The 24,112-nt window shown below is 39.1% G+C and carries 17 protein-coding genes and 22 tRNA genes; 12 read left to right on the forward strand and 27 right to left on the reverse strand.

The window, feature by feature from the left end:
* Window positions 1–126 precede the first annotated feature (126 nt).
* The 3 genes from Q0954_RS14930 (at window position 127) to Q0954_RS14940 (ending at window position 7,293) form a co-directional block, all read left to right on the forward strand.
* Entirely contained in the window at window positions 127–645 is a 519-nt protein-coding gene (locus Q0954_RS14930; protein WP_299458214.1) for a hypothetical protein, read from the forward strand.
* Between the two features lie 345 nt (window positions 646–990).
* Entirely contained in the window at window positions 991–2,307 is a 1,317-nt protein-coding gene (gene mtaB, locus Q0954_RS14935) for a tRNA (N(6)-L-threonylcarbamoyladenosine(37)-C(2))-methylthiotransferase MtaB (protein ID WP_299458215.1), read from the forward strand.
* Between the two features lie 642 nt (window positions 2,308–2,949).
* Entirely contained in the window at window positions 2,950–7,293 is a 4,344-nt protein-coding gene (locus Q0954_RS14940) for a glycosyl hydrolase family 18 protein (RefSeq protein WP_299458216.1), read from the forward strand.
* Between the two features lie 275 nt (window positions 7,294–7,568).
* Here the strand turns inward: Q0954_RS14940 and Q0954_RS14945 are convergent.
* The 22 genes from Q0954_RS14945 to Q0954_RS15050 form a co-directional block, all read right to left on the reverse strand.
* Window positions 7,569–7,643: transfer RNA gene (locus Q0954_RS14945), tRNA-Asn, on the reverse strand.
* A gap of 4 nt (window positions 7,644–7,647) precedes the next feature.
* A tRNA-Lys gene (locus Q0954_RS14950) sits at window positions 7,648–7,723 on the reverse strand.
* A gap of 4 nt (window positions 7,724–7,727) precedes the next feature.
* Window positions 7,728–7,801, reverse strand: a tRNA-Trp gene (locus Q0954_RS14955).
* Window positions 7,802–7,962: 161 nt separating this feature from the next.
* A tRNA-Lys gene (locus tag Q0954_RS14960) sits at window positions 7,963–8,035 on the reverse strand.
* A gap of 4 nt (window positions 8,036–8,039) precedes the next feature.
* Window positions 8,040–8,114: transfer RNA gene (locus Q0954_RS14965), tRNA-Asn, on the reverse strand.
* Window positions 8,115–8,118: 4 nt separating this feature from the next.
* A tRNA-Lys gene (locus Q0954_RS14970) sits at window positions 8,119–8,194 on the reverse strand.
* 4 nt (window positions 8,195–8,198) lie between these two features.
* Window positions 8,199–8,272 (reverse strand) — tRNA-Trp (locus tag Q0954_RS14975).
* A gap of 161 nt (window positions 8,273–8,433) precedes the next feature.
* A tRNA-Lys gene (locus Q0954_RS14980) sits at window positions 8,434–8,506 on the reverse strand.
* Window positions 8,507–8,510: 4 nt separating this feature from the next.
* Window positions 8,511–8,585, reverse strand: a tRNA-Asn gene (locus Q0954_RS14985).
* 4 nt (window positions 8,586–8,589) lie between these two features.
* Window positions 8,590–8,665: transfer RNA gene (locus Q0954_RS14990), tRNA-Lys, on the reverse strand.
* A gap of 4 nt (window positions 8,666–8,669) precedes the next feature.
* Window positions 8,670–8,743: transfer RNA gene (locus tag Q0954_RS14995), tRNA-Trp, on the reverse strand.
* 159 nt (window positions 8,744–8,902) lie between these two features.
* Window positions 8,903–8,980: transfer RNA gene (locus tag Q0954_RS15000), tRNA-Lys, on the reverse strand.
* A 257-nt stretch (window positions 8,981–9,237) separates the two neighbouring features.
* Window positions 9,238–9,309: transfer RNA gene (locus tag Q0954_RS15005), tRNA-Ile, on the reverse strand.
* 20 nt (window positions 9,310–9,329) lie between these two features.
* Window positions 9,330–9,402: transfer RNA gene (locus Q0954_RS15010), tRNA-Arg, on the reverse strand.
* Between the two features lie 10 nt (window positions 9,403–9,412).
* Window positions 9,413–9,488 (reverse strand) — tRNA-Arg (locus tag Q0954_RS15015).
* Between the two features lie 20 nt (window positions 9,489–9,508).
* Window positions 9,509–9,581, reverse strand: a tRNA-Arg gene (locus Q0954_RS15020).
* Between the two features lie 157 nt (window positions 9,582–9,738).
* A tRNA-His gene (locus Q0954_RS15025) sits at window positions 9,739–9,813 on the reverse strand.
* Between the two features lie 10 nt (window positions 9,814–9,823).
* Window positions 9,824–9,900: transfer RNA gene (locus Q0954_RS15030), tRNA-Pro, on the reverse strand.
* A gap of 37 nt (window positions 9,901–9,937) precedes the next feature.
* Window positions 9,938–10,014, reverse strand: a tRNA-Pro gene (locus Q0954_RS15035).
* A gap of 10 nt (window positions 10,015–10,024) precedes the next feature.
* A tRNA-Met gene (locus Q0954_RS15040) sits at window positions 10,025–10,101 on the reverse strand.
* 256 nt (window positions 10,102–10,357) lie between these two features.
* Window positions 10,358–10,430: transfer RNA gene (locus Q0954_RS15045), tRNA-Thr, on the reverse strand.
* Window positions 10,431–10,435: 5 nt separating this feature from the next.
* A tRNA-Ile gene (locus tag Q0954_RS15050) sits at window positions 10,436–10,509 on the reverse strand.
* An 891-nt stretch (window positions 10,510–11,400) separates the two neighbouring features.
* Between Q0954_RS15050 and Q0954_RS15055 the strand changes: the two genes are divergently transcribed.
* The 3 genes from Q0954_RS15055 to rlmB all read left to right on the forward strand — a co-directional run bounded on the left by Q0954_RS15055 (window position 11,401) and on the right by rlmB (window position 13,322).
* Window positions 11,401–11,811 carry a DUF1987 domain-containing protein gene (locus Q0954_RS15055; protein WP_299458217.1) on the forward strand — a complete coding sequence of 137 codons (411 nt, stop codon included), beginning with the start codon at window positions 11,401–11,403 and terminating at the stop codon, window positions 11,809–11,811.
* 224 nt (window positions 11,812–12,035) lie between these two features.
* The gene (gene nuoB, locus Q0954_RS15060) at window positions 12,036–12,560 is read left to right on the forward strand and encodes an NADH-quinone oxidoreductase subunit NuoB (RefSeq protein WP_002698562.1); all 525 of its coding nucleotides are present in this window, start codon (window positions 12,036–12,038) and stop codon (window positions 12,558–12,560) included.
* Between the two features lie 21 nt (window positions 12,561–12,581).
* Entirely contained in the window at window positions 12,582–13,322 is a 741-nt protein-coding gene (rlmB, locus tag Q0954_RS15065) for a 23S rRNA (guanosine(2251)-2'-O)-methyltransferase RlmB (RefSeq protein WP_299458221.1), read from the forward strand.
* A 12-nt stretch (window positions 13,323–13,334) separates the two neighbouring features.
* On the opposite strand, the gene Q0954_RS15070 is transcribed toward rlmB, so the two are convergent.
* A complete protein-coding gene (locus Q0954_RS15070) occupies window positions 13,335–14,126 on the reverse strand; it encodes an LEA type 2 family protein (protein WP_299458222.1) in 792 nt (263 codons plus the stop codon).
* A gap of 494 nt (window positions 14,127–14,620) precedes the next feature.
* On the opposite strand from Q0954_RS15070, the gene Q0954_RS15075 reads away from it, so the two are divergent.
* Window positions 14,621–15,211 carry a hypothetical protein gene (locus Q0954_RS15075; RefSeq protein WP_299458223.1) on the forward strand — a complete coding sequence of 197 codons (591 nt, stop codon included), beginning with the start codon at window positions 14,621–14,623 and terminating at the stop codon, window positions 15,209–15,211.
* 4 nt (window positions 15,212–15,215) lie between these two features.
* Here the strand turns inward: Q0954_RS15075 and Q0954_RS15080 are convergent, their stop codons facing one another.
* Complete coding sequence (locus Q0954_RS15080; protein ID WP_299458224.1) at window positions 15,216–15,911, reverse strand: hypothetical protein; 696 nt, start codon at window positions 15,909–15,911, stop codon at window positions 15,216–15,218.
* Window positions 15,912–16,083: 172 nt separating this feature from the next.
* Window positions 16,084–16,572: a hypothetical protein gene (locus Q0954_RS15085; RefSeq protein WP_299458225.1), complete on the reverse strand. Its 489-nt coding sequence runs from the start codon at window positions 16,570–16,572 to the stop codon at window positions 16,084–16,086.
* 121 nt (window positions 16,573–16,693) lie between these two features.
* Between Q0954_RS15085 and ruvB the strand changes: the two genes are divergently transcribed.
* The 3 genes from ruvB to Q0954_RS15100 all read left to right on the forward strand — a co-directional run bounded on the left by ruvB (window position 16,694) and on the right by Q0954_RS15100 (window position 19,577).
* Entirely contained in the window at window positions 16,694–17,731 is a 1,038-nt protein-coding gene (ruvB, locus tag Q0954_RS15090) for a Holliday junction branch migration DNA helicase RuvB (RefSeq protein ID WP_299458226.1), read from the forward strand.
* 253 nt (window positions 17,732–17,984) lie between these two features.
* Window positions 17,985–19,151: a leucine-rich repeat domain-containing protein gene (locus tag Q0954_RS15095; RefSeq protein WP_299458229.1), complete on the forward strand. Its 1,167-nt coding sequence runs from the start codon at window positions 17,985–17,987 to the stop codon at window positions 19,149–19,151.
* A gap of 54 nt (window positions 19,152–19,205) precedes the next feature.
* Window positions 19,206–19,577, forward strand: coding sequence for a hypothetical protein (locus tag Q0954_RS15100; RefSeq protein ID WP_299458231.1), 372 nt, complete (start codon window positions 19,206–19,208; stop codon window positions 19,575–19,577).
* Window positions 19,578–19,930: 353 nt separating this feature from the next.
* Here Q0954_RS15100 and Q0954_RS15105 read toward each other — a convergent pair whose 3' ends face one another.
* Window positions 19,931–21,043 carry an AAA family ATPase gene (locus Q0954_RS15105; protein WP_299458233.1) on the reverse strand — a complete coding sequence of 371 codons (1,113 nt, stop codon included), beginning with the start codon at window positions 21,041–21,043 and terminating at the stop codon, window positions 19,931–19,933.
* A gap of 172 nt (window positions 21,044–21,215) precedes the next feature.
* On the opposite strand from Q0954_RS15105, the gene Q0954_RS15110 reads away from it, so the two are divergent.
* Entirely contained in the window at window positions 21,216–22,055 is an 840-nt protein-coding gene (locus Q0954_RS15110; RefSeq protein WP_299458236.1) for a 1,4-dihydroxy-2-naphthoyl-CoA synthase, read from the forward strand.
* A 68-nt stretch (window positions 22,056–22,123) separates the two neighbouring features.
* Here Q0954_RS15110 and Q0954_RS15115 read toward each other — a convergent pair whose 3' ends face one another.
* Window positions 22,124–23,143 carry a stage II sporulation protein M gene (locus tag Q0954_RS15115; protein ID WP_299458238.1) on the reverse strand — a complete coding sequence of 340 codons (1,020 nt, stop codon included), beginning with the start codon at window positions 23,141–23,143 and terminating at the stop codon, window positions 22,124–22,126.
* Window positions 23,144–23,255: 112 nt separating this feature from the next.
* Between Q0954_RS15115 and Q0954_RS15120 the strand changes: the two genes are divergently transcribed.
* Entirely contained in the window at window positions 23,256–23,996 is a 741-nt protein-coding gene (locus tag Q0954_RS15120; protein ID WP_299458240.1) for an RDD family protein, read from the forward strand.
* Window positions 23,997–24,112 lie beyond the last annotated feature (116 nt).

The following is a 24,112-nucleotide window of genomic DNA, read 5'->3' on the forward strand; positions in this document are numbered from 1 at the left end:
CTTGTTAAAAATTTGTAATGATGCAATCATTATTTGCATAGTTCGTTTTTTTTTGTAGGTTTCACAGATGTGTATTGTCTTTACCAAAAATACACATCTTTGTATTTACTAACAAAACAAACATATATGCATAAAAAAACTGCTTGCTTATTAGGACTGATGATTATATTGTATGTATTACCTGCAAACCTCTTGGCACAAAAACATAAGACAAATGACCAGGAGATACTGACCTGTATTGCCAAAAATAAAAGTGCTCAGGGCATAGTAGACAGTGCTTTTAGTGCTTACAAATGGGCTGTTAAACTAGAAAAAAATTGCGCAAAAGTAATCGATGGCGAACACGAAGCAGGTGTGTTATTTGCAATAGCAGACGAGGCAGCTGTAGCCGAAATGTTGTGGAAACTTTCTAAACACTGTACTCCTTTGAAAGACGCCCAAGACTACCTGGAAACCATCCACGAGATTTTCGAGTCTTCGGTCAAAACAAAAAAAACTACTAAAAAAGGAGAGTTATTTACCCGAAAAGTAGAAAGTGTGTCTTTGAAAAAACACCATGTTCGCAAAATTCGTAAGCGTGCCGAAATAGTGGCAAAAATTATCAATGGAGAAAAACTCAATCTTTTCCAACGATTGCTTGACTAGTCCAACCATTTTTACCTTTTAAATAATTGTCATAAGCCCTGAACAGAATAGTCTAGTCAGGGCTTTTCTTTTGTTTTCCCCTCCTCTTTTTCTTCATTCATTACACCGTACACCTTTCATCAGCAAAATTTTGTACTTTTGTGAATTAATTACTGTAAGGCAACAGCCTGGATAATTTAATCACCCAAGTGACGGAGTATAAAAAGGCGATAAGCCTCGTATGCTTTTGAACAGATAAATAATGATTTTAGACCATAGTTTGTTACTACTTTGCTTAAAACTCTCTAGTAGTTAGGAAAAGTACAACAATACCTCGTTACTTGAATTAATAATCAAACCATTGAGATGAAAAAAGTAGCATTTTATACTTTGGGGTGCAAACTCAATTTTTCTGAAACCTCTACTATAGCCCGCCAATTTGAAAGCAGAGGTTATAAAAAGGTAGACTTTAACAATTCTCCTGATATATTCATTATCAACACTTGCTCTGTCACCGCAAATGCTGATAAAAAATGCCGCAAAGTGGTAAAAGAAGCCAAAAAAATATCACCAGATGGTTATGTAGCCATCATTGGCTGTTACGCCCAACTCAAGCCCAAAGAAATTTCTGGGATTCCGGGCGTAGATGCAGTATTAGGGGCTTCTGAAAAGTTTCGTTTGCTTGACCTGTTGGGCACCTTTGTAAAACCTGCCCAACCCGAAGTATTGGTACAAGAAGTAACCAATGCAGATACTTTTGCTCATTCGCATTCAATGGGTGACCGTACCCGTACTTTTTTGAAAGTGCAGGATGGTTGTAACTATAATTGCTCGTTTTGTACCATTCCTTTGGCACGTGGTAAAAGCCGTAGTGATAGTATTGATAATATCATCGCATCGGCACACAAGATAGGACAAACTGAGGTAAAAGAAGTAGTACTGACTGGAGTAAACATTGGAGATTTTGGCATTCAAGAGGGTAGACGCAAGGAACGTTTCATCGACTTGGTAAAAGCGCTTGATGAAGTAGATGGCCTGGAACGCATTCGTATCTCATCTATTGAACCCAACTTGTTGTCGAACGATGTCATAGAGTTTACCGCTCAATCCAAGCGTTTTGTTCCTCACTTCCATATTCCGCTGCAGTCGGGCTCCAACAAAATACTCAAGGCAATGCGCCGTCGCTATGAACGCGAGCTGTATGTAGATCGGGTAAATAAAATCAAAGAACTGATGCCACATTGCTGTATTGGGGTAGATGTAATTGTGGGCTTTCCGGGCGAAACTGAAGAAGATTTTTTAGATACATACAACTTCTTAAATGAACTGGATATTTCTTACTTACATGTATTTACTTATTCGGAGCGCACCAATACCCACGCACTGGAAATAAAACCTGTAGTACCTAAAGAGGAAAGAGCCAAACGGTCAAAAATGTTGCACATTTTGTCAGACAAAAAACGGCGTTATTTTTATGAGCAACAATTGGGTAAGGAGTACACAGTATTGTTTGAGAAAGATATAAATGAAGGGCAAATGGAAGGATTTACCGAAAATTATGTACGGGTAACTGCCAAATATGACCCCTTGTTAATCAATGAATTAAAAAAAGTGCGTCTGAGCCATATCAATGACCAAATGCTGGCAGAGGTAGAGGATGTAGAAGAGTATGTAACTCATTAAACCCATAAATAAAGAGCCTCGTTGTTTTTGAATAACAAGGCTCTTTTTGTTTAAATACGCTCATAAACAATGCTCTAACTGCTTTTAAAAACGCTACTTGTAAGTCTACTCTAACCACTTTACTAAAGATCAAAATACGTTGCTTGACATTTGCTTATGACTTTAGTTAAACACCTTAAAAGTCTCCGCCTCCCTCCTACTATTTTACGATCATCAAGCAAATAATTTGACTACACCCATTCAACAATAATTTAATTGGCGTCTATAATAACTCTGTCAAACGAACGTTTAACCCGTGCTTTATTTGTTGAAAAAGATTATTCTTTAAACCCAACATTTAAAAACTTTAAACCAAATAAATACGCTATACTTTCGGTAAAACAAACAAAATAATTTGTTCTCAGAGAATTTTCTATCTGTTAGTTGGGTGAGAAAAAAACTTGTGCTGAAGGGAATTTGCATAGTTCAAATTCCGGTATCTATCAGAACCAGAGCTATAGAAGCCCTTGCTAGTTTTTGAAAAATCACACCACCACACACAGCGTTAATGTTCTAGGGAGCAAGTGATTTTGGCAGTTTTACTTAGAATTAAGTTTTGTGATTTTTTCACAAAAGAGTTACTAACCACATTATTAAATTATTATGAATAAATTCACTTTTTGCTACAGGCAATGGTTGCTTGTAGTGCTTGCTATCGTATGTCCAAAATTATCGACTGCTCAAATCAATTCTGGTGGAAGCCACTCTACCCAAAATCATCAAAAACAAGTTATAGGCTATATTACTAACTGGGATGCCTGGAAAGATCAAAGTTATGGTATTCCAGCTAAAGGAGCCTTTAATCATTTAAATATTGATTATTCACAGTACACCATCTTAAATTACTCGTTTTTTGGAGTAGCTCAAGATGGTTCTTTGCATGGGGGTGATTATCGCAACAAACAAATTCACCAATCTAATGCAGTACAAGCTCCTGCACCTCTACTACACGCCGATATTTACAGTAGTTGGGAATTGCACATTCTGCTGGGTGAACTTGAACCAGTACAATGGATTGATGCTGCTGCTAAAGTAAAGGCAGAGGCACAAGGTTTTGTTGTACAAGAAGGAAGCAATACCTGGAGCCACCCTGGCTGGGGAGTAAGTAATCAACCACTGCCCTTGCCTCTCAAAAAAGACGGAGGAGCAAAAGGGTTGCTTGATTTAGCTCATGAAAAAGGAGTAAAAGTAATGGCTGCCATTGGTGGATGGAGTATGTCTAAACATTTTCCAGAAATGGCCGCAGATCCACAAAAACGCCAAAAATTTATCAATGACTGTGAACGTCTAATTCGCATGGGTTTTGATGGGATCGACTTAGACTGGGAGTTCCCTGGCCCTTTTGAAGGTATGAACTTTACAGGGTCAACTGCTGACTACCAAAACCTTACTACTTTGGTAACCGAATTACGCACTCGCTTAAACAGTCTCGGATCGGGAAAGTTAATTAACATTGCTTTTTCGGGAAGCCCTGCCAAGTTACAAAACATCGAGTGGAACAAGCTTACCCCTTTGGTAGACTATTTTGGTATCATGACGTATGATTATAATGGAGGTTGGTCAAACAAAACAGCACACAATACCCCTTTATATAATTATACAGGAGCCACACACACCGACTTCAACGTAAATAGTAGCATACAAACACTTTTGCAGTTAGGAGTACCCAAAAGTAAGATCAATATAGGAGCAGCAAATTATGGTAGAGGAGTGGTTACTCAAGGAGCCGCTGCACTCAATGCACCAACTCAAAAAGTAAACCGTTTTGTAAGTCCTGACGGAGACATCTCTACTGCTGCTGACTTTACTAATTGGGGAAAATTTGATGGTGCTCCGTTTTACTCCTACATTGTGCAGCAAGCGTTGCAACCCAACAGTGGATGGACACGCCACTGGGATAATGAGGCTAAAGTGCCCTATCTCACCAAAGGCAACTTTTTTTTAAGTTATGATGATGTACAATCTATAGAGCATAAAGCTAAATTTGTAAATGATCAACAATTGGCTGGTGTCATTGTTTGGTCTGTATATGGTGATTTACAAATGTCAGGGAGCGCTACCTCAAAAGGCAGTCACCTCAAGTATGTCGCCAACACTCAGTCTCCCTTGGTGAATACTTTAAATCGAGTATTTGCTACAGGAAACGGGGGTAATAGTGGCAATATTGCCCCTGTGGTAAATTTGACTCAGCCTGGCAATAATGCCCAATTTGAGCTAGGTCAAATCATTCCTATTGCAGCCAACGCCTCAGATGCAGATGGCTCAGTAAGCAAAGTAACTTTTTATGCCAATAACCTACTATTGAGCACAGATACTTCTGCTCCTTATAGTTTCAGTTGGTCTAACACTACCCAAGGGACTTATACACTCAAAGCCATTGCTACCGATGATCAAGGACAAACAACCACCTCTACAAGCATAACCGTTGAAATAAAAGCTGCTGATAATGGAGGAGGAAATTGTGGCAATATTCCAGCTTGGGATGCTGGTAAAGTATATTCTGCTGCTGGCAATATAGTAAGCTACCAAGGCAAAAAGTACCGCAATAAATGGTGGACTAAAGGAGATAATCCTACCCAAAATATGGCGGCTAACCCTTGGGAGTTGCTAGGCAATTGTGGAAGTGCTGATCATACGCTTACTATTAGTTCGCCTACCCCAAACAGTGAGATCGTGGCTGGACAGTCGGTCAATGTGAAAGCAGAATGGAACGGGAACACTGGGGATATTGCCAAAGTGGTGTTTTATGCCAACGGACAACTCTTGACAGAAAAAACTGATAGTCCTTATGCATTTTCGTGGAGCGTTCAAACTATCGGAAATGTTATATTATTGGCAAAAGCCCTGGATGACAATGGAAAAGAGTTAGCTCAGGATGCCATCACTATCACTGTAAAAGATAGTAGTACTGGCAATAGTTGTGCAGGTGTACCTGTTTGGGATGCCAGTAAAGTATACGCTGCTGCTGGTAATATTGTAAGTTATCAGGGCAAAAAGTACCGCAATAAATGGTGGACTAAAGGAGATAACCCTACCCAAAGCATGGATGCTAACCCTTGGGAGTTGTTGGGGAATTGTGGGGGAAGCACCAACCAAAAACCTACTGTAAACATTACCCAACCTGCCTCTAACAGTAACTTTACTCAAGGACAAAACATTGAAGTTAAAGCCACTGCTCAAGATGCTGACGGCAGCATTTCTAAGGTGAGCTTTTACGCCAATAACCTCCTGCTGGGTATTGTGTATGATGCTCCTTATGAGTTAAATTGGCAAAACCCACCTTCAGGCAATTATCAGCTTAAAGCAATAGCTGAAGATAATGAAGGGGCAAGCACTACATCTGCTTTGGTAACTGTTAAAGTAAATACGCTACAAAATCAAGCACCAAACGTCAATATCATTACCCCTGTCAATGGAGCCACTATTCCTTTGGGTAATATGATCTCTATTGAGGCTAATGCAAATGATACTGATGGACAAATAACAAAAGTTGCATTTTATGCTAATGGACAAAAGCTAGGTGAGGCTTCTAACCAGCCTTACAGGATAACTTGGAACAATGTTGCAGAGGGAACTTATCAGTTAACAGCAATGGCTACTGATAACGAGGGACTTACTACCACTTCTACTGTTCATACTGTTACCGTAGGAGAAACAACCCCACCTCATAGCTCGCTACCCAAAAATATAGTGGTGGGTTACTGGCATAATTGGAACTTGTCTTCTGCACCTTATATGGCATTGCAAGATGTACCTAGCGGATATAATGTAATTTGTGTAGCATTTGCTATTCCAGTATCTCACACAGATATGACGATGACTTTTACTCCATCAGAAGTATCAAAAGAAGCATTTAAGGCAGATATAAAAGCGGTACAACAAAAAGGTACCAAGGTATTGATATCTATTGGAGGAGCCAATGCTCCTGTAGAATTGAAAAATGACGCTGATCGAGAGAAATTTATCACCTCTATGCGTAACATTATTCAAGAGTATGGTTTTGATGGGCTAGACATTGACTTAGAAGGTTCTTCTGTTATCCTGAATTCAGGAGATACCGACTTTAAAAATCCTACTACGCCAAAAGTTATTAACCTAATTGCAGCCACTCGTACCTTGTGCAATGAGTTTGGCAATGAGTTTATTTTGAGCGCAGCTCCAGAAGTACAATACTTACAAGGTGGCTTTGCTAACTATGGAACTGCTTTTGGGGGCTATCTGCCTGTGATTCATGCATTGAGAGATAAACTCACTTATGTACACCCACAACTATATAATACAGGCTCACAATTTGGGTATGACAATCAAATTTATGCCCAGTCTACAGCTGATTTTATGGTGGCTATGACCGAATTATTGTTGAAAGGATTCCCTGTTGGAAGAAATACAAATAGCATATTTTCACCACTGCGCGAAGACCAGGTGGCCATTGGTTTACCTGCTAAGCCAGCCGCCGCACCAGCCGGGGGGTATTTGGCACCTAATGAAGTACACAAAGCGTTGAATTACCTCACCAAAGGAGTTTCTTTTGGTGGACGATATACGCTTCAAAATGCCACTGGCTACCCTAACTTAAGAGGGTTAATGACTTGGTCTATCAATTGGGATAAAACAAATGGGTATGAGTTTGTCAATAATCATCATAATTATTTTAATAGTCAAACTACCCAGCACCAAAAAACTTCTTCGGTACACTTGTCTAACTTTCCGAATCCAGTAGAACGTACTACTACTGTCACACTAAAAACCAATACCGAGGCAACGACTTCAATTGTCATTTACAATCGTTTTGGTAATAAAGTAGCTACAGTATGTCCAAGTCAAACGATAAAGAAAGGGCAATACAGTTTTACTGTAGATATGCAAGGGTTACCTGTTGGGATGTATTATTGTTCGGTTATTCGTTATGGAATGGTAGTAAAATCTGTAAAAATCATAAAAAAATAAAACGAATGAGAAAGATAGAATTTGGTATTTTATTTTGCCAATAGACGCCTTTGACGGTAATTTTCAAAAAATATGAGGAAGAGTGCTTTACTCTACTACACTTTTATTGAAGTTTGTATTTTTACAAATTATCGTCAAGACTAAAATAGCGTATTTAAAGGTTTAAAAATATAGCCTCGTTGTTCAAAAATAACGAGGCTTTTTATTGCTTAGAAATCCCTTTCTAATAAGAACATTAAACGTTCTTAGATACCACATCAACTGCAAACGAATTTTGGCGGGAATGGCAGGACTCGAACCTGCGTGTATCCGATTAACAGTCGGATGCTAAACCTCTCAGCTACATTCCCTTGATGGTTCGTCCGGTGGGATTTGAACCCACAACCTTCCGGTTAAAAGCCGGGAACTCTGCCAATTGAGCTACGAACGAATGTTGGCACGGATAGAAGGAGTCGAACCCTCATCAAAGGTTTTGGAGACCATTATTCTACCATTGAACTATATCCGTGGATAAAAAGAGGTAACTAACGACAAGTGACGTTTACCTGCTCTAACCTACTGAGCTACTCTCCTATTTTGAGCAATACATTTTTGCAGGAGAGGAGGGACTCGAACCCCCGACCCGGCGATGTGGAATCGAAGTAACACTTATCTACGACACTCTTTTTGTTCGCCTGGTGGGATTTGAACCCACAACCTTCCGGTTAAAAGCCGGGAACTCTGCCAATTGAGCTACAAGCGAATTTTGGCGGGAATGGCAGGACTCGAACCTGCGTGTATCCGATTAACAGTCGGATGCTAAACCTCTCAGCTACATTCCCTTGATGGTTCGTCCGGTGGGATTTGAACCCACAACCTTCCGGTTAAAAGCCGGGAACTCTGCCAATTGAGCTACGAACGAATGTTGGCACGGATAGAAGGAGTCGAACCCTCATCAAAGGTTTTGGAGACCATTATTCTACCATTGAACTATATCCGTGGATAAAAAGAGGTAACTAACGACAAGTGACGTTTACCTGCTCTAACCTACTGAGCTACTCTCCTATTTTGAGCAATACATTTTTGCAGGAGAGGAGGGACTCGAACCCCCGGCCCGGCGATGTGGAATCGAAGTAACACTTATCTACGACACTCTTTTTGTTCGCTTGGTGGGATTTGAACCCACAACCTTCCGGTTAAAAGCCGGGAACTCTGCCAATTGAGCTACAAGCGAATTTTGGCGGGAATGGCAGGACTCGAACCTGCGTGTATCCGATTAACAGTCGGATGCTAAACCTCTCAGCTACATTCCCTTGATGGTTCGTCCGGTGGGATTTGAACCCACAACCTTCCGGTTAAAAGCCGGGAACTCTGCCAATTGAGCTACGAACGAATGTTGGCACGGATAGAAGGAGTCGAACCCTCATCAAAGGTTTTGGAGACCATTATTCTACCGTTGAACTATATCCGTGGATAAAAAGAGGTAACTAACAATTAGTGTATATTATATTTTACCAATTAAACTACAGAGCCTTTAAGCATTGTATCAAATAGCGGCTCTGGCGGGACTCGAACCCGCATCTCATCATTAACAGTGAAGCGAAGTAACACTAATTTACGACACTCTTTTTGGTTCGCTTGGTGGGACTCGAACCCACGACCCTCTGATTAAAAGTCAGATGCTCTAAACCTACTGAGCTACAAGCGAATTTTAATTATGGCAAAGAAAAAACCTCTTTGAAGAGACAAAGAGGCTTATACGACATTTATAATATATAAAAATAGTACAATAAAAATCTTTATCATTCAAGGCAGTATTTCCACCATTTATTATGTTTTACTTTATTCTTACTCATAGTATTACAAATATTTATTAAAAAAACTTACATTGTGATTTATGAAACAAAAAACAATATACATTGTTTTACCAGCAAGATAAACCTGCTTTATTAAAACCAAATAATAGCACACTGGAAGGAGTCGAACCTTCATTGTCCGGATATAAACCGGGTGTTCTACCTATTAAACTACAGTGCAAAGTACTGTTGAACAGTTAGTTGCGTCAGAAGGAGTCGAACCTTCATCCCCTGGTTCGTAGCCAGGCATTCTATTCCATTGAACTATGACGCAATGTAAATAGTGGTTACGCTGGAAGGAGTCGAACCTTCACCATTTGGGTAGAAACCAAATATTCTAATCCATTAAACTACAGCGCAAAATACTGTTTAACAATGAGTTGCGTCAGAAGGAGTCGAACCTTCATCATCTGGGTCGAAACCAGGTATTCTATTCCGTTGAACTATGACGCAATATTTAATTGACAGAAGCAAGCGACAAGTTGCAAACCAACCTCTGGCTTATAAGAAACCAATAATTTTCATTGAATTAATCACTCGATTCGTTCCCAGAAGCTCTTCTTAAAAAGGAGCCTCTCGTTTGAATCTTTGCTTCATCTGACGCAATATGGGCTGTCTGCCGGGACTCGAACCCGATTCTCCTGCTTCACAAACAGGTGTGGCAACCAATTCCACCTCAGTCAGCATTTGTATAATGGTCGGATAGGCAAGATTCGAACTTGCGTGCTCTAGTACCCAAAACTAGCGAGATAAACCTCTCCTCTACTATCCGAATATAGTTTAATCACTTAATTATCAATCGTTTTCAATGGTCGGATAGGCAGGATTCGAACCTACGTCCTCTGGAGTCCAAGACCAGCGAAGATGACCACTCTTCCACTATCCGAGTAATTTTTTGGTGTGCCCTGAAGGACTCGAACCTTCGATCCCCTTGGTATGAGCAAGGTGCTTTGACCAGCTAAGCTAAGGGCACAAGTTTGATCTTGTGTAGCAATCACATACAAAAAAAGCCTTGTTTCGTTATGAGACAAGGCTTTAAAAGATGGGTATTCTCATCATCGTTTTACTATAGTCATAGTAATAGCCTTGCCGCTTTCGGGGGTTTTATCCAAATAGGATTCCGACGGTGCGTATGTGTATTTGCTATATGTCTTATCGGGAAAATCATTTATTTTTGTTTTAACTATTTGTTTATCAGATATTTAGTATTAATCATTCAAAGTGTTTAGAGCACCCACAAGGAATCGAACCTTGATCCACTGATTACAAGTCAGTTATTCTAAGCCGTTGAACTACAGGTGCTTTTGTATGCTCTGAGGGATTCGAACCCCCGATTACTTGTGTATCAGACAAGTGCCTTGACCAACTTGGCTAAGAGCATATGTGCAATAGTTGATAGTATTTAGTCCGTAGTCAATAGCTGATTCGAGTGAATATTCACCTTGTGAATGTTTGTAAACTGAGCTTGCAAACTCAACACAGTTAGTCACTCATCAGCTTTGACTAAAATCCCTGTTTAATATTGTTTTTAAGATATTAGACATAAAAAAAGCCTTACAGTTTCGTGTGAATCTGTAAGGCTTTTGGGATATATGATTGTTTGTTATTTTCTTGAGTTGTTAGTCTTTACACCTGTTTTGATCAGGTTTCAGACTTTGGGATACAAACATATTCACCTCGTTAGCCTCACAGAATCTCCAGCGTTTTATTATGTGCTTCCGATTCCAGGGGTTAATCGTTTTTGGGGTGATATGTTTATTTTGTAGTAACATTATGATACAAAGGTAATAACGTGTTTTTATTAATACAAGTTTTTATGTAATTTTTTACTTTAAACAACAATCAAATTATTTATAAATGTATAAAAATGTAAAAACTTACTTAATTATTGATACGACAAAGGAAGATAAAAGTTTTAACTTTTGCAAGTATTTCCGTTAAAAAACATTTCACTTAATATAAAATAAATACAATTTACCCTTACATATTAGTATTGTTGCTCCCACCCTGTTGTATTGCGTTTGACTTACAGCTAACAACAAACCCTGAAAAAATACTTCAATAAAAGGCTGTTTTTTTATATATTTTTGGTCAATAGCTGTTACTTTAGTGGGTTATATAGCACTAAGTAGCGGCAAGTAATTAGCTATAAGCTACAAGTAAGGGTAACTTGTTCATCATAAGGTAGTTACACCTACTCATTAGATATATTTAATTCTGCCTTCGTACTTACTTACTTGTCCAAATTTTAACCATAAAACATTGCCTGAGTATGTCAAATCAACCAAACCCAGAGCTTACCCCACCAAATATCATTATCAAAGGCAGTAAGAAGTTTGATATTACCCCAAGTGTTAACTTTAATGGTCAAACTGGCATTTGTAAAATTAGTGGAGAGTCACATCATCAAAACGACCGCGACTTTTATTTACCTTTGGTACAATGGATAAGAAATTACGCTAAAACAGGGCGTCCCCTGGAATTTAACTTTAAGTTTATTTACTTTAGCACTGCATCGTCCAAGCAAATCTTACTGTTGATAGAAGCACTCAAGCAATATGAACAAGCAGGAGGGGTAGTTACAGTTAATTGGTATTACCCTGATGATGACGAGGAGATTCTGGAAGAGGCAGAAGACTATATACACGCTACCAATTTAAAAATGAACCTGATTTCTTATTAATCTATAGGGTTTAAACTCAAAAAGCAGCCACTACTCCCAAACTTTTCCTACTTTTGTCTTCTTTTATATTGGTTCAAAGCCAATTTGTCTATAACTTTTGGATTATAAGTATCGAGGCAGAATTAAATATACCTAATAGGTAAGCATAACTATCATACTATGAATGAGTTATCCTTGCTTACAGCCTATACCGCTACTTAACTTACCAATACTACACTATTCTTATGGGGCTATTAGACCAACAGTTTGAACAAGATAATATTATTCTGACCAAAGCTGAAGACCTGATTAACTGGGCACGTCTTTCATCATTATGGCCTATGGGCTTTGGACTGGCTTGTTGTGCTATTGAAATGATGAGTACTTTTGCCGCAGGCTATGATCTTGATCGTTTTGGGGTATTTCCCAGGGCTTCGCCTCGCCAGTCTGATGTAATGATTGTAGCAGGTACGGTTACTTTCAAAATGGCAGATAGGATTAAGCGTTTGTATGAACAAATGGCAGAACCCCGCTATGTTATTTCAATGGGGTCTTGTTCTAACTGTGGGGGACCTTACTGGGAGCATGGCTACCATGTAGTAAAAGGGGTGGATCGTATTATACCTGTAGATGTATACGTGCCAGGCTGCCCTCCTCGTCCAGAGGCCTTGATCGGGGGTTTTATGAAACTTCAGGAAAAGGTAAGAAATGAGCGTTTACGCGCTCCCCAGGCTTTGGAAAAGCTCATGGCAAAGATGCAGGAAAGTTAATCTATATAAATTTTAATTATTGTGGCAGCAGATTTTGTGTTTGGAGTACAGTCGGTAACAGAAACTATCAACGCCGGCAAACCTATTGATAAGTTGTTTATTCAACGTGAACTGGGCAGAAACTCGCCCAAAATAGCTTATATTTTAGAAGAAGCAAAAAAAAGAGAGGTGCCAGTAGCTAAGGTACCATTAGACAAACTCAATCGCATTACCCGTAAAAATCACCAAGGCATTATTGCTTTCATCTCGGCGGTGCACTACCAACCCTTGAGTAACATTATTCCCCAACTTTACGAGGAGGGTAAAACCCCTTTAGTGTTGATATTGGACCGCCTGACCGATGTGCGCAACTTTGGGGCTATAGCCCGTACAGCAGAATGTGCTGGTATACACGCCATTGTAATTCCTGCCAGAGGATCGGCTCAAATAAGCAGTGATGCAATGAAGACTTCTTCTGGTGCACTCAACTATTTGCCAGTATGCCGGGAAGCTAACCTGGAAAAAACCATTGAGTTTTTGCAGGAAAGTGGCTTGCAGATAGTAGCTTGTACAGAAAAAACCAGTGATACTATTTATGCACCAGACTATACGGTACCTACGGCTATAGTAATGGGTTCTGAAGAGGATGGAATTTCTCAGGCATTGATACGAAAAGCAGACCATTTGGCTCAAATACCTTTACAGGGAGAAATTGGTTCGTTGAATGTATCAGTAGCCACAGCAGTGATTGTATACGAAGCTGTAAGGCAAAGAAGTTTGTAAGTTTATAAAAATTTAGAACTGACTCCCTACGAGTTGGTGTGCAGGCAAGGGAATAGATTGTTTGATGGGAATATTGAAGACTTCGTCAGCAACCACCACTTGACAAGAGCCTATTGCCTGTACTTTTTTAGTATACATAATTGACAATGCTGCAATTAATTTGCTACTGGGAATATAAAATTTTACTGGAAGGTACTCGGTAGTACGTGCATGAATTATCACCCCTTCCGACAGTTTCCAATGTCCTAGCTTCGCCTCATTGTCAGGTGGAGTAATGTTTACATCTAGCCTATTAATTTTATAGTCAAAAGGGTACTTGTTTTGCAAACCTATGTCCAGCGAAATGTTCATTCCTTTGTTGGAAGACGCTGTCTTAAGTCTTTTCACTTTTAGCCCATCTTTACCAATAGTAAAATTGGCAATTTGATCTCCTTCTTTACTTAAATCTACTTCTTGATGATTGTTTCCATTAAAACTAAGGGTGGTTACCAAAGCATTGAGTTTATATTTTCCCTTCATGTCTATAGCACATATCTTTTGCTGCTTAAGTTTAGGGTGAATTTCGGCAAGTGCTTTAATGTCTAGTTCTACCTGAAGTTTTACAGTAGTGTTTGCTTGTGCCTTTAGGGTTATTTTTTCTTTTCTGTGGGCTACCGCTGCCTGTGCATTATTAATAAATATATTGTTTTTGAAGCTTTGGATATGAATAGGAAAAAAATTGGCGTTATGAATGATAACTTCTGCCTCTACATACATAATCTTGCCTTCCAGACGCTTTACTTCTGTTTTACCAATTTTCACCATCTGAGGGGTTTGAAATGTAAGGGCTACACCTGCAAAAGTCAGTAACAACAATAAAAGAGATAACCATAGTACTCTTTTTCTTGTAAATATTTTTTTGAAATTCAACTCAGGCATAGTATCACAAAGTAAGTCTTTTATGTTTTAAGAATGATATAGAGTGTTAGTTAGCTGCAATAATCGAGCGGAGAGTGATTGCCCCGATATATTTTTATGCGTTTAACCGTATTCTTGTATGTGTTGTGTGTCCAAAGATACACTATTCGGCAATGGAATTAGCAATATTGAATAAATTTCATCTATTTACTATTGCCAACCTTCCAGCAGGCATTTCGTAATTAAAATTACGCTTTTCAATATTAGCAGGAGCGATAAGCTACAAGTATACATAGGTCATTTATAATAAGGCAGTTACATTATAGTATGATGTATGACCTAAATACTTAAACTAATTACATATATAACAGAACACTTATAACCAAATAACCTCAAACTATATGCTCTCTATATTTAACCGAAACAAATATGTACTTGAAGGAATTAGTGTATCACGCGGAATGTTGCGTCAATATAGTATTTTTGACTATGATACTAAAGCGCCTATTATTGAGATAGAAGAAAAATCTGATTTGGTCACTGGGGTATTGCGTATGACCATGCTGGGTGGAATTATTCCTTTTGCATTTAAAGCATATAATCCCATAGGTGAGCTGGTATTTACTTTACAAAAAGAAGCTAAATTTGGAAAAGTCTCTTTTATAGATGTATTAAACCCCCAAGGAGACATCATTGCACAATTTCCACGTGACTTGCTGTTTTTCAGTAAACCGTTTGAGGTGTGGGATACTGAACGTAACCCATTGTTTACCATTAAACCTTCATTTACTGGAAAAACTCAGTTTTTCACCATGGACAATCAGTTGATGGCGGAACTATCAAGAAAGGCAGGGGGTGAGTTTTCGTGGACTAACTTACTGTCGGGCACAAGTAATAGTCGTATGTTTATTGAAATAAAAGACGTGGTTCCTCCTAACGACATTTTACGGCGAATTATACTGGCAACTGTGATCTATTTGCAAATATCTTAATTTGCTAGGTTTTATTTGGGGGAAGGGATACCTTACCTTCTCTCAAATCAACAATCCAAGTCGATAGTTGCTGTATAACTTGTTCTCTGTGACGGTCCTCTATATTATTGTACTCCAGTGCGTGAGGATTCACTGTTACCTCTTCTCCTTTTTTACGGTTGTCTTTGATAAAACTCCGAATGGTTGCAGTAGGGTCATAGTCAAGGTTTTGTAAATGATTCTGAAGCATTTGATCAAGTAATTTAGCAAGTTCGCCTGCAGTGTATGTGGTGGCTTTTTTTGCTTCTACCTCCTCCCCTTCTTCATCATCTTCCTCTTCCTCAGTATTGAGCACTGTTTGGGTATCCACCCCAAGGTATTTGGCTATAGTTACTTGTCCTTCATTTGCCCATTCTACCTGCCAGCCTTTCCAAGTAGTCTCTTTCAGCATTTGCACAAAACAAGTGACCAATGCTGGAGTATGCCACAAAAACTCGTCACCCCAGAATAACAGCTTTTGCTGATCCATATCTACCAATGCGGCTCCCTCACCCCAAACAGTATCGAGCAGTTTTTCAGATACACTTAAGGGTCTAATATATTGTACAAGTGAGTCTGGTCCATAAAAAAGCTTACGCCCTATGATATTGGCGTCCCAGTGTGCATAGTAAATGTCATGTTCTTTATTTTCTATCAAAATATAGTTGGTTCGGTGTCCCATGGGCTTTTTGTTGAAATATTAGTTGACGAAAAGGCTTTGGTCATTGATTTTGTGTGATAAATAACCAGCAAAGGTTGGAAAGAGAATTTACATGGCTCCCTGTACAAATAAAAGATTTATTTTAACTTTTTTCAATTTTACTCAGGTTTATTTATACATTTACCAAGAGGCGTTAACCTTTCAAAAACAAGAGAATATGCTCCTTGTCAGCAAGTGTACTGCCTCTTTCAGGGGCTTCGCACAAGATAATCGGATCGGCAGCATCAAACGCAAGAACCAATACCTCTTGGGCTGTTTTTTCGTCATATACTCCTTCTATTTTGCTCAAAGAAGACAAAGAAGCCTCCATTATTTTCTCTCCTTTTTCGTCCAGAGCAAACCTCATATACTGAAATAAGTTCCAGGCTTTGTCAAACACAAAATAACGGGAAGGCTTGAAAACCCTCAAAAACAAAGTAGTAAGCACAATCACAAAAGGTACAGCACCGCCTAAGGCCATCAATATTGCCAACCACCAATTGATACCAATCAGCTTAAGTAGTATAAGCAATACACCCATAATGGCTACACCTATCTTGAGAACAAAACTCAAGTTTTTACGCCTGCCTTTGATGTGTAAAACTAACCTCTGACTGTCTTGTTCCAATACTTTTGCAATCATAGCCGAAAATTACAAAACATATTCACTGAAGACAAATGCTATTAAAAGTTCTCATTGGCTTTTTGCCAAAAATATGAGCAAGTGTTTGCCTGTGTGTTACTCACGTTAGTATATTTGTATTATGGAGAACCCAAGAAATGAGCATATACAGGCTGATAAAGACCACCTGAGTGAAGGTGACCAGGCGATTGAAAAGGCCTTGCGCCCTCTCAACTTTGATGACTTTTCGGGGCAGGGTAAAATTGTAACTAATCTGAAGATTTTTGTACAAGCTGCCAAACAACGTGAAGAAGCCTTAGACCATGTATTACTCCACGGCCCTCCTGGTTTGGGTAAAACTACTTTGTCCAACATTATTGCCAATGAATTAGGCACTGAAATAAAAATCACCTCTGGCCCTGTGCTAGACAAACCCAGTGACCTTGCTGGGTTATTAACCAACCTGGAAACGAATGATGTGCTGTTTATTGATGAAATTCACCGTTTGAACCCTATAGTGGAAGAATACTTGTACTCGGCAATGGAAGACTACAAGATTGATATTATGCTCGATTCAGGACCAAGTGCCCGCACTATACAAATTGCGTTGAATCCTTTTACACTGATCGGTGCTACCACCAGAGCAGGTTTGCTTACTTCTCCGCTAAGGGCTCGTTTTGGCATCAAGGCACGCCTTGAGTACTATGATGCTGACTTACTATCTACTATTGTGCGTCGTTCTTGCGCTATATTAGGCACCCCTATTGAGCATGATGCTTCTTATGAGATTGCTTTTCGTAGTAGGGGTACTCCACGTATTGCCAATAACCTGTTGCGTCGTACCCGTGATTTTGCTCAAGTAAAGGGTGATGGCACTATTACCCTAGATATAGCTAAAATGGCGTTGGATGCTTTAGAGGTAGATCAAAAAGGGCTGGACGAAATGGATAATCGTATCTTGACTACCATTATAGACAAGTTTAGGGGTGGTCCAGTGGGTTTGTCTACCATTGCTACTGCCTGTGGCGAAGAGGCAGAGACTATAGAAGAGGTGTATGAGCCGTTTTTAATCATGCAAGGGTTTATTAAAAGAACTCCCAGAGGAAGAGAGGCTACCGAAGAAGCCTACCAACATTTGGGTAAAACTCTGCCCAATAAATCGCCCGGTTTATTTGACTAATTGCGTTATAATTGCGTTATTTAGTGTATAACTGCAGGGTGCCAACCATCAATCACTTGTTTTTTGTTAATTGCTTTTTGAGCAATGGCAAAAAGAGTGAAAAAAAGAACTGATTAAGCAACCTTTTTGGAGCAAAAGTAGTTTTTGAAGGCACCTAAGTGCTTGTTTGAATTTCATCACCTGGTTTGAAAGTGATTTTTGATTCTGAAGGTGAAACTTATACAAGCTCTAAAGCTTATAATATCTATTAATTATGATGAGAAAAATACTCATTTTATGCCTGCTTTCAGGACTTTTGGTAGACACTGTTAACGCTCAACGTCGCAAACGCAACCGTCGTGATAAAGATAAAACAGAAACTACTACCACTACTGTTACTCCTGTAACTAAAGACTCTACTAAAAAAAGAAAGAGAATTTTGCTTAAGCCTAAGGATTTATCTGATCAAATGGCTTATCACTCTTTGAAAGAAGCACTCAAAAATGCAGACAGTGTTTTTGTGCTTGATTTTCCACTCAAGAAATTCACTTATTTCCCCAAAGACATACTCAAATTGCGTAATCTACAAGTACTGGAAATGGTTTATGGTGAGCTCGATTCACTACCACCAGTAATTGCCGATTCGTTGGACTACCTACAAGTGCTTAACCTGAAAAACAATAAACTGACGTCGTTGCCCACAGAAATGGCAAAGATGAAGCATTTGAGGAGACTAAATCTTGAATATAATTTACTGGAAGACATTCCTGATGTAATGGCAAATATAAGTGGGCTTCGCTCATTAAATATCAAGTTTAACCGTTTGTCAAAGATATCAGATAAAATTGGGGCACTTACTCAACTCCAAACCCTTGATCTTACCGCCAATGGCATTACAAGTTTGCCCAAATCGTTTGGGCAACTGAGTCAGCTTCAGGAACTGAATCTTCAGGCAAACCGTATCACTACTTTGCCTATGTCTTTTACTCAGTTGGCTAACCTAAAAAAGCTCAACCTTCGTCAAAATCGATTCAAGGTTTTTCCTTCACATATTTTTTCGCTTAACCAACTGACTTCTCTCAACTTGCGAAAAAATAAGTTTTCTCAAATACCTTCGGGTATTACCCGCCTTCAACAGTTAGAAGAGCTGAATTTGCAGCAAAATGCCCTCAGTAGCTTGCCAACTGGTATTGCTGCCTGGAAAAAGATGAAGAAACTAAATTTAAGCAAAAATAAACTAACCAATTTTCCTGTAGAGATCAGTCAATTATCTAATCTTGAGGAACTTAATTTAAGCTTTAATCAAATATCTACCATACCTGCTAACATTGGTCAGCTCAAAAAGTTAAAGCTTTTGAACGTCGCGAATAACCGATTATCTTCCGCTGAGAAGAATAAACTTCGAAGTGTGTTGCCAGTTACTACTACCATTATTTATTAGTATGGCAATGCCTTTTATGAGCACAATAATTGTTCAAAAAAACTATTAAATCCTGTGAAATCACAACGCAAATTTGTCAATGTTTTACTAACTATTATTGCTTTTGTCGGATTGTTTGGGCTTACATCATACTTGGTAAAAAAGCAACAAACTCCTGAACCACAAAAAAAACAAGTCCCAACCAAGCAAGCTGTTCAAGCAAAACATACGGCTAAAGCCAACAAACCTGTTCATCGGCCATTGGCTGCTCGTAAGGTAAGTAAACCCGTGCAGGGCGACTTACCTCAGGTTTACCACTTAAAAAATAAGCTGAAGGCTACTAAAGCTGCTTACAAAAAGTTGTTAAACCAACATGACTCTTTAAAGAAGGTAGCTGAAATATTGCAAAAACCTACTCAAAAAGCCGAAAGTGGCAGAGATAAATAATACTATTTATAAAATAAAGCATTAACTTTGTACTCCGCTTTTAAACCATCGTTTAAGAGCGGTTTTTTATTTACTTAATCACCTACAAACGTGGAATCACAGAGGAAACTCCTCCGGGTATTATTTATGATCATCGGAGGGATCGCTTTTTTCTTATTGGTGTCTTACAGACCCACCAGTCATACCAAGGTATCGACACACCCCAAAACAGACTCAAGCCTGTACTACAAGGCCAAAATTAAACTTCTCGAAAAGGAACTTAAAAGCCACCAAAAGCTTCTTAAGGCTTCTTTAATAAAGGTACAAAGGTGACCAATCAGCCAATTGTTTGGCTGGTTGCAAGCAGGTCGTTTTTATACAATTTCCCATTGGATTTTATCTTTTTCCAAAAACAAATGAATTGTAGTATTTTGCTGCTCTAAATGAGAGTACAAATCAAAACAGGCATCTTCTATATAACCAAACAAAGAGGTGCGTAATCCACGTGCGCCTGTTTCCATTTCTATAGCTTGGTCTACGATCTTTACAAGCACATCATCGTCTATTTTCAATGATGATTTTACCAAGGCTAGTTCTTTTTCATAGCGCTTGAGGGTATTTTCTACTAAAATATCCTTAAGATGTGCTTTGTCTAAAGGATGAAAGGGTACAATGCGTGAGAAACGCCCAATAAGCTCTGGCATAATACCATACTCTTGAAAATAGACGGTTTTGTTCAGGTCATTTTCGTTTAATTGATAGGCAATGGCATCGGTATAAACAGTTTCGGTTTTGCTGCCAAAGCCTATTTGTTGGTTATGATGATTAATAGTTTTGGTAATGCCCGAAAATGCACCCAATGCTACAAAAGAGATAAACTCAGTACTCATTGTATCACGTGGGGCATATGCCGAATGACTCAATTCTTCGGGAACATCTACCTCGGCACCCTCCAGTATTTTTAATAGCTCTTTTTGCACACCAAAACCACTGACATCTTTAGTGGTGCCTTGCCCGGCAAATACTGCACTGTTTTTACTAGTAGACAGCTTATCAAACTCATCTAAACATACTACTCCCAAGGCAGCAAGGTCGTAGTTGCCATCTGCTGCGTTTACCAAGCGAGTAAGTATAGATACCACATCTTGCCCAATATACCCTGTTTCGGAGTAAGAAGTAATATCAATTACAGTAGTGGGTAGGTGAAGGATTTTGTTGAAAACAATGTCGACTAAGTAGGTTTTGCCCGACCCGGTAGGGCCTACCAATAAATAGTTGTCTTTGGGGGGCAATTCATCTTTGGGTATTTTGTCTACAAACACGTTCTTCAAGCGACGAATATGGCGGCAAGCCATGAGGCTAATAGCCTGTACTGCTTTGTGTTGTCCTATATAACCATGTAAGCGCACTTTATTGTAAATGTCTTGTGGGGTATGTGACATTTGTGTCAAGATAAAATCTTCTATGCTTTGGTAATACTCTTCCATTCTTTGATTGGTCGTTGTTTCTGAAAAGATAAAAAGAAAATATTTACTGACAAATAACCATCATTTTCTCCGTAGTTAGTTCCAACTAAAGCTTGGCTATTTTTTTAGCTTACCACTAACTTTTTTACCTTTATTTTTTGTAAAATTACTCAATAAACTATCTGCAAACAATATGGCTTTAGATTGGAAAACCGTCAAAGAATACGAAGATATTACTTATAAAAAACTCAATGGAGTAGCACGCATTGCGTTTAACCGTCCTGAAATAAGGAATGCGTTCCGTCCCAAAACCATTGCTGAGATGTTGGATGCATTTACTGATGCACACGAGAGCAACGAAATTGGTGTGATTTTGCTAACCGGTGAGGGCCCTTCGCCTAAGGATGGAAAGCATGCATTTTGTTCAGGGGGTGATCAAAATGCCCGAAGCGCCAGAGGCTACAAGGGCTTAGATGGGATTGCACGCTTCAATGTATTGGATTTACAGCGATTGATCCGCTTTATGAACAAAATCGTGATTGCGGTAGTACCTGGTTGGGCAGTTGGTGGCGGACACAGCCTGCATGTAGTATGTGATATGACGCTTGCCAGCAAAGAACACGCTATCTTTAAGCAAACCGATTTGGACGTAGCAAGTTTTGATGGTGGATATGGATCGGCTTACCTGGCACGTCAGATTGGTCAAAAACGTGCGCGTGAGATTTTTTTATTAGGAAGAAGCTATTCTGCCGAAGAAGCATACCAAATGGGAATGGTGAATGCAGTAGTGCCCCATGACGAGCTAGAAAACGAGGCGTATCAATGGGCACAAGAGATTTTGCAAAAAAGCCCCACTGCAATCAAAATGATTAAATTTTCTTTTAACCTCATAGATGATGGATTGGTAGGACAACAAGTGTTTGCTGGCGAAGCTACTCGTTTGGCTTATCAAACCGAAGAGGCAGAAGAAGGACGCAATGCTTTTTTGGAGAAAAGAAAACCCGACTTTGATAAATTCCCAAAGTTTCCTTAAAAAAGGAAGTGCTTCAAACGATCAGTTAAATAGCTGATCGTTTTTTATGCTTTGCCAAAATCTTTTACTTATACCAAGCTCTCTTTCTCTTCTTCTGTTACTTTCTCTTGCATACCAAAATAGCTCACTGGATTAATTTGCGCCTGTTTGTCTAGTTTGATAGGGTAAATAATGAAGTAATAAACTATAAAAGCAGCTGAACCTCCAATAATAAGCAGCTTCAAAAAGATGGGGGCATCGGTAAGACGGGTGACAAAACTTTCGAGAAAACCAGCAATGATAAACACTGGCACAAGACCTACAATAATTTTTGTTCCTTTGACTGCCCCTCGTCTAAAAGATACGCTTCGCGAGTAGGTACGCGGAAATAAAATGCTATTGCCTAAAGCAAAACCAGCTGCTCCAGCAATAATAATTGCAGAGATTTCGAGCGTGCCATGTATCCATATACTTAACACTGATGTCCAAAGTAGCCCTTTTTGATAGAAAAAAAACTGAAAAGTTCCTAACATAAAGCCATTTACCATGAGAAAATATCCAGTGCCAAACGAGAAAAGCAGCCCCAAGGCAAAGGTGTTAAAAGCCACCCTGATATTGTTCATAGTAATAGAAAAAAACATATCGTTTTGATGAGTCCCCTTATACACTGCCATGGGGTCACCGTTTTCTATGTTACGCAATGTCATGTTTACATAACCATCTCCTAATATCAAACGGGCAAAGTGATCGTCGTAGGCTGTAGAAAGTGCCCCCAGCAAACAAGCAATAAAAAAGATAAGAAAAGAATAGAAAAACTCTTTGTGTACACTGCGAAATAGTTGAGGCAGCTCATATAGCCAAAAGCTGATGATGCGGCTTCCAACTTCACGACGATTGCGGTAAATAGATTGGTGAACTTTAGCGGCAAGATTGTTCAAATAGGCGGTTGTTTTGCCTCTGGGATAATTGGTGCGGGCATAAGCCAGGTCGTCAGTGATTTCGATGAACAAATTGGCCAGTTGATCGGGGTTGGGACGTTTTTTCTTCAACAAGTTCTCAAACTTTTCCCATTTATCTATATTTTTCTTTACAAAGGTGGTTTCACGCATGAATTTTCACTTTTTTTGTTCATCTCAACAGGTTAAAAAAGCGTTTAATAACTTGTAATTTGCGGCTGATACCTTGCTGCTCTTTGCTAATGTACGCAAAAACAATGAAAAGATGAGTAGAGTTAGTATTGAAACTACCCAAAATGTTCAAATAGATTATGACCTGGCCAGCATTGGTGATCGTATACTCGCTTTTCTTATCGATCTTGCCATTATTGTATCATACCTTATTGTAGCACTTTTTATTTTGTACCACCTAGGTGAATCACTCGTACAAAGCCACCTTTTTGTCCCCTTCCGGATAATTTTATTTTTGCCTGTGTTATTTTATACATTGGCTTCTGAGGTGCTTTTCAATGGGCAAACTGTGGGTAAAAAACAAAGAAAAATAAAGGTAATATGCGTAGATGGTTCTCAACCCACGGTTACTCACTACCTTATCCGTTGGGTACTGCGTATTGTAGACATTTACTTATTACAAGGTGCTGTAGCAGTTATAGCTCTCTCAGTCAATGGCAAAGGGCAGCGTTTGGCAGATATGGCTGCAGGCACTACAGTAGTAAAAGTAAAACCCAAAATAGAGCTTGCCGATCTTAGACGCATTTTTAAGACTATAGATGATGAGCATTACCAACCTACTTATGAACAGGTGTTGATATTGTCTGATAATGACATTAATATTATCAAAGATCTCATAGCAAAACGTAAAAAAATACGTGACCCTCAAATTTTTCACTCGCTGGCTCAAAAGATACAAGAAACACTCAATGTCACTTATGATGGCCAACCTATGCCTTTTTTACGTACAATACTGCAGGACTATAATTACTTGGCAAATAAGGAGGAGTTTTAAAAGCCCTAAAGCCTTAGTACTTTGGGTACTAAATTCCTTTCACATTAGATTCGGAGGATTTAGCAACTCGCCACAGCATAGCTGCCCCGATGAATCGCACTGGCGTCAACTCAACT

The organism is uncultured Microscilla sp. (assembly GCF_947493425.1).
In the GTDB taxonomy this organism is placed as follows: Bacteria; Bacteroidota; Bacteroidia; order Cytophagales; family Microscillaceae; genus Microscilla.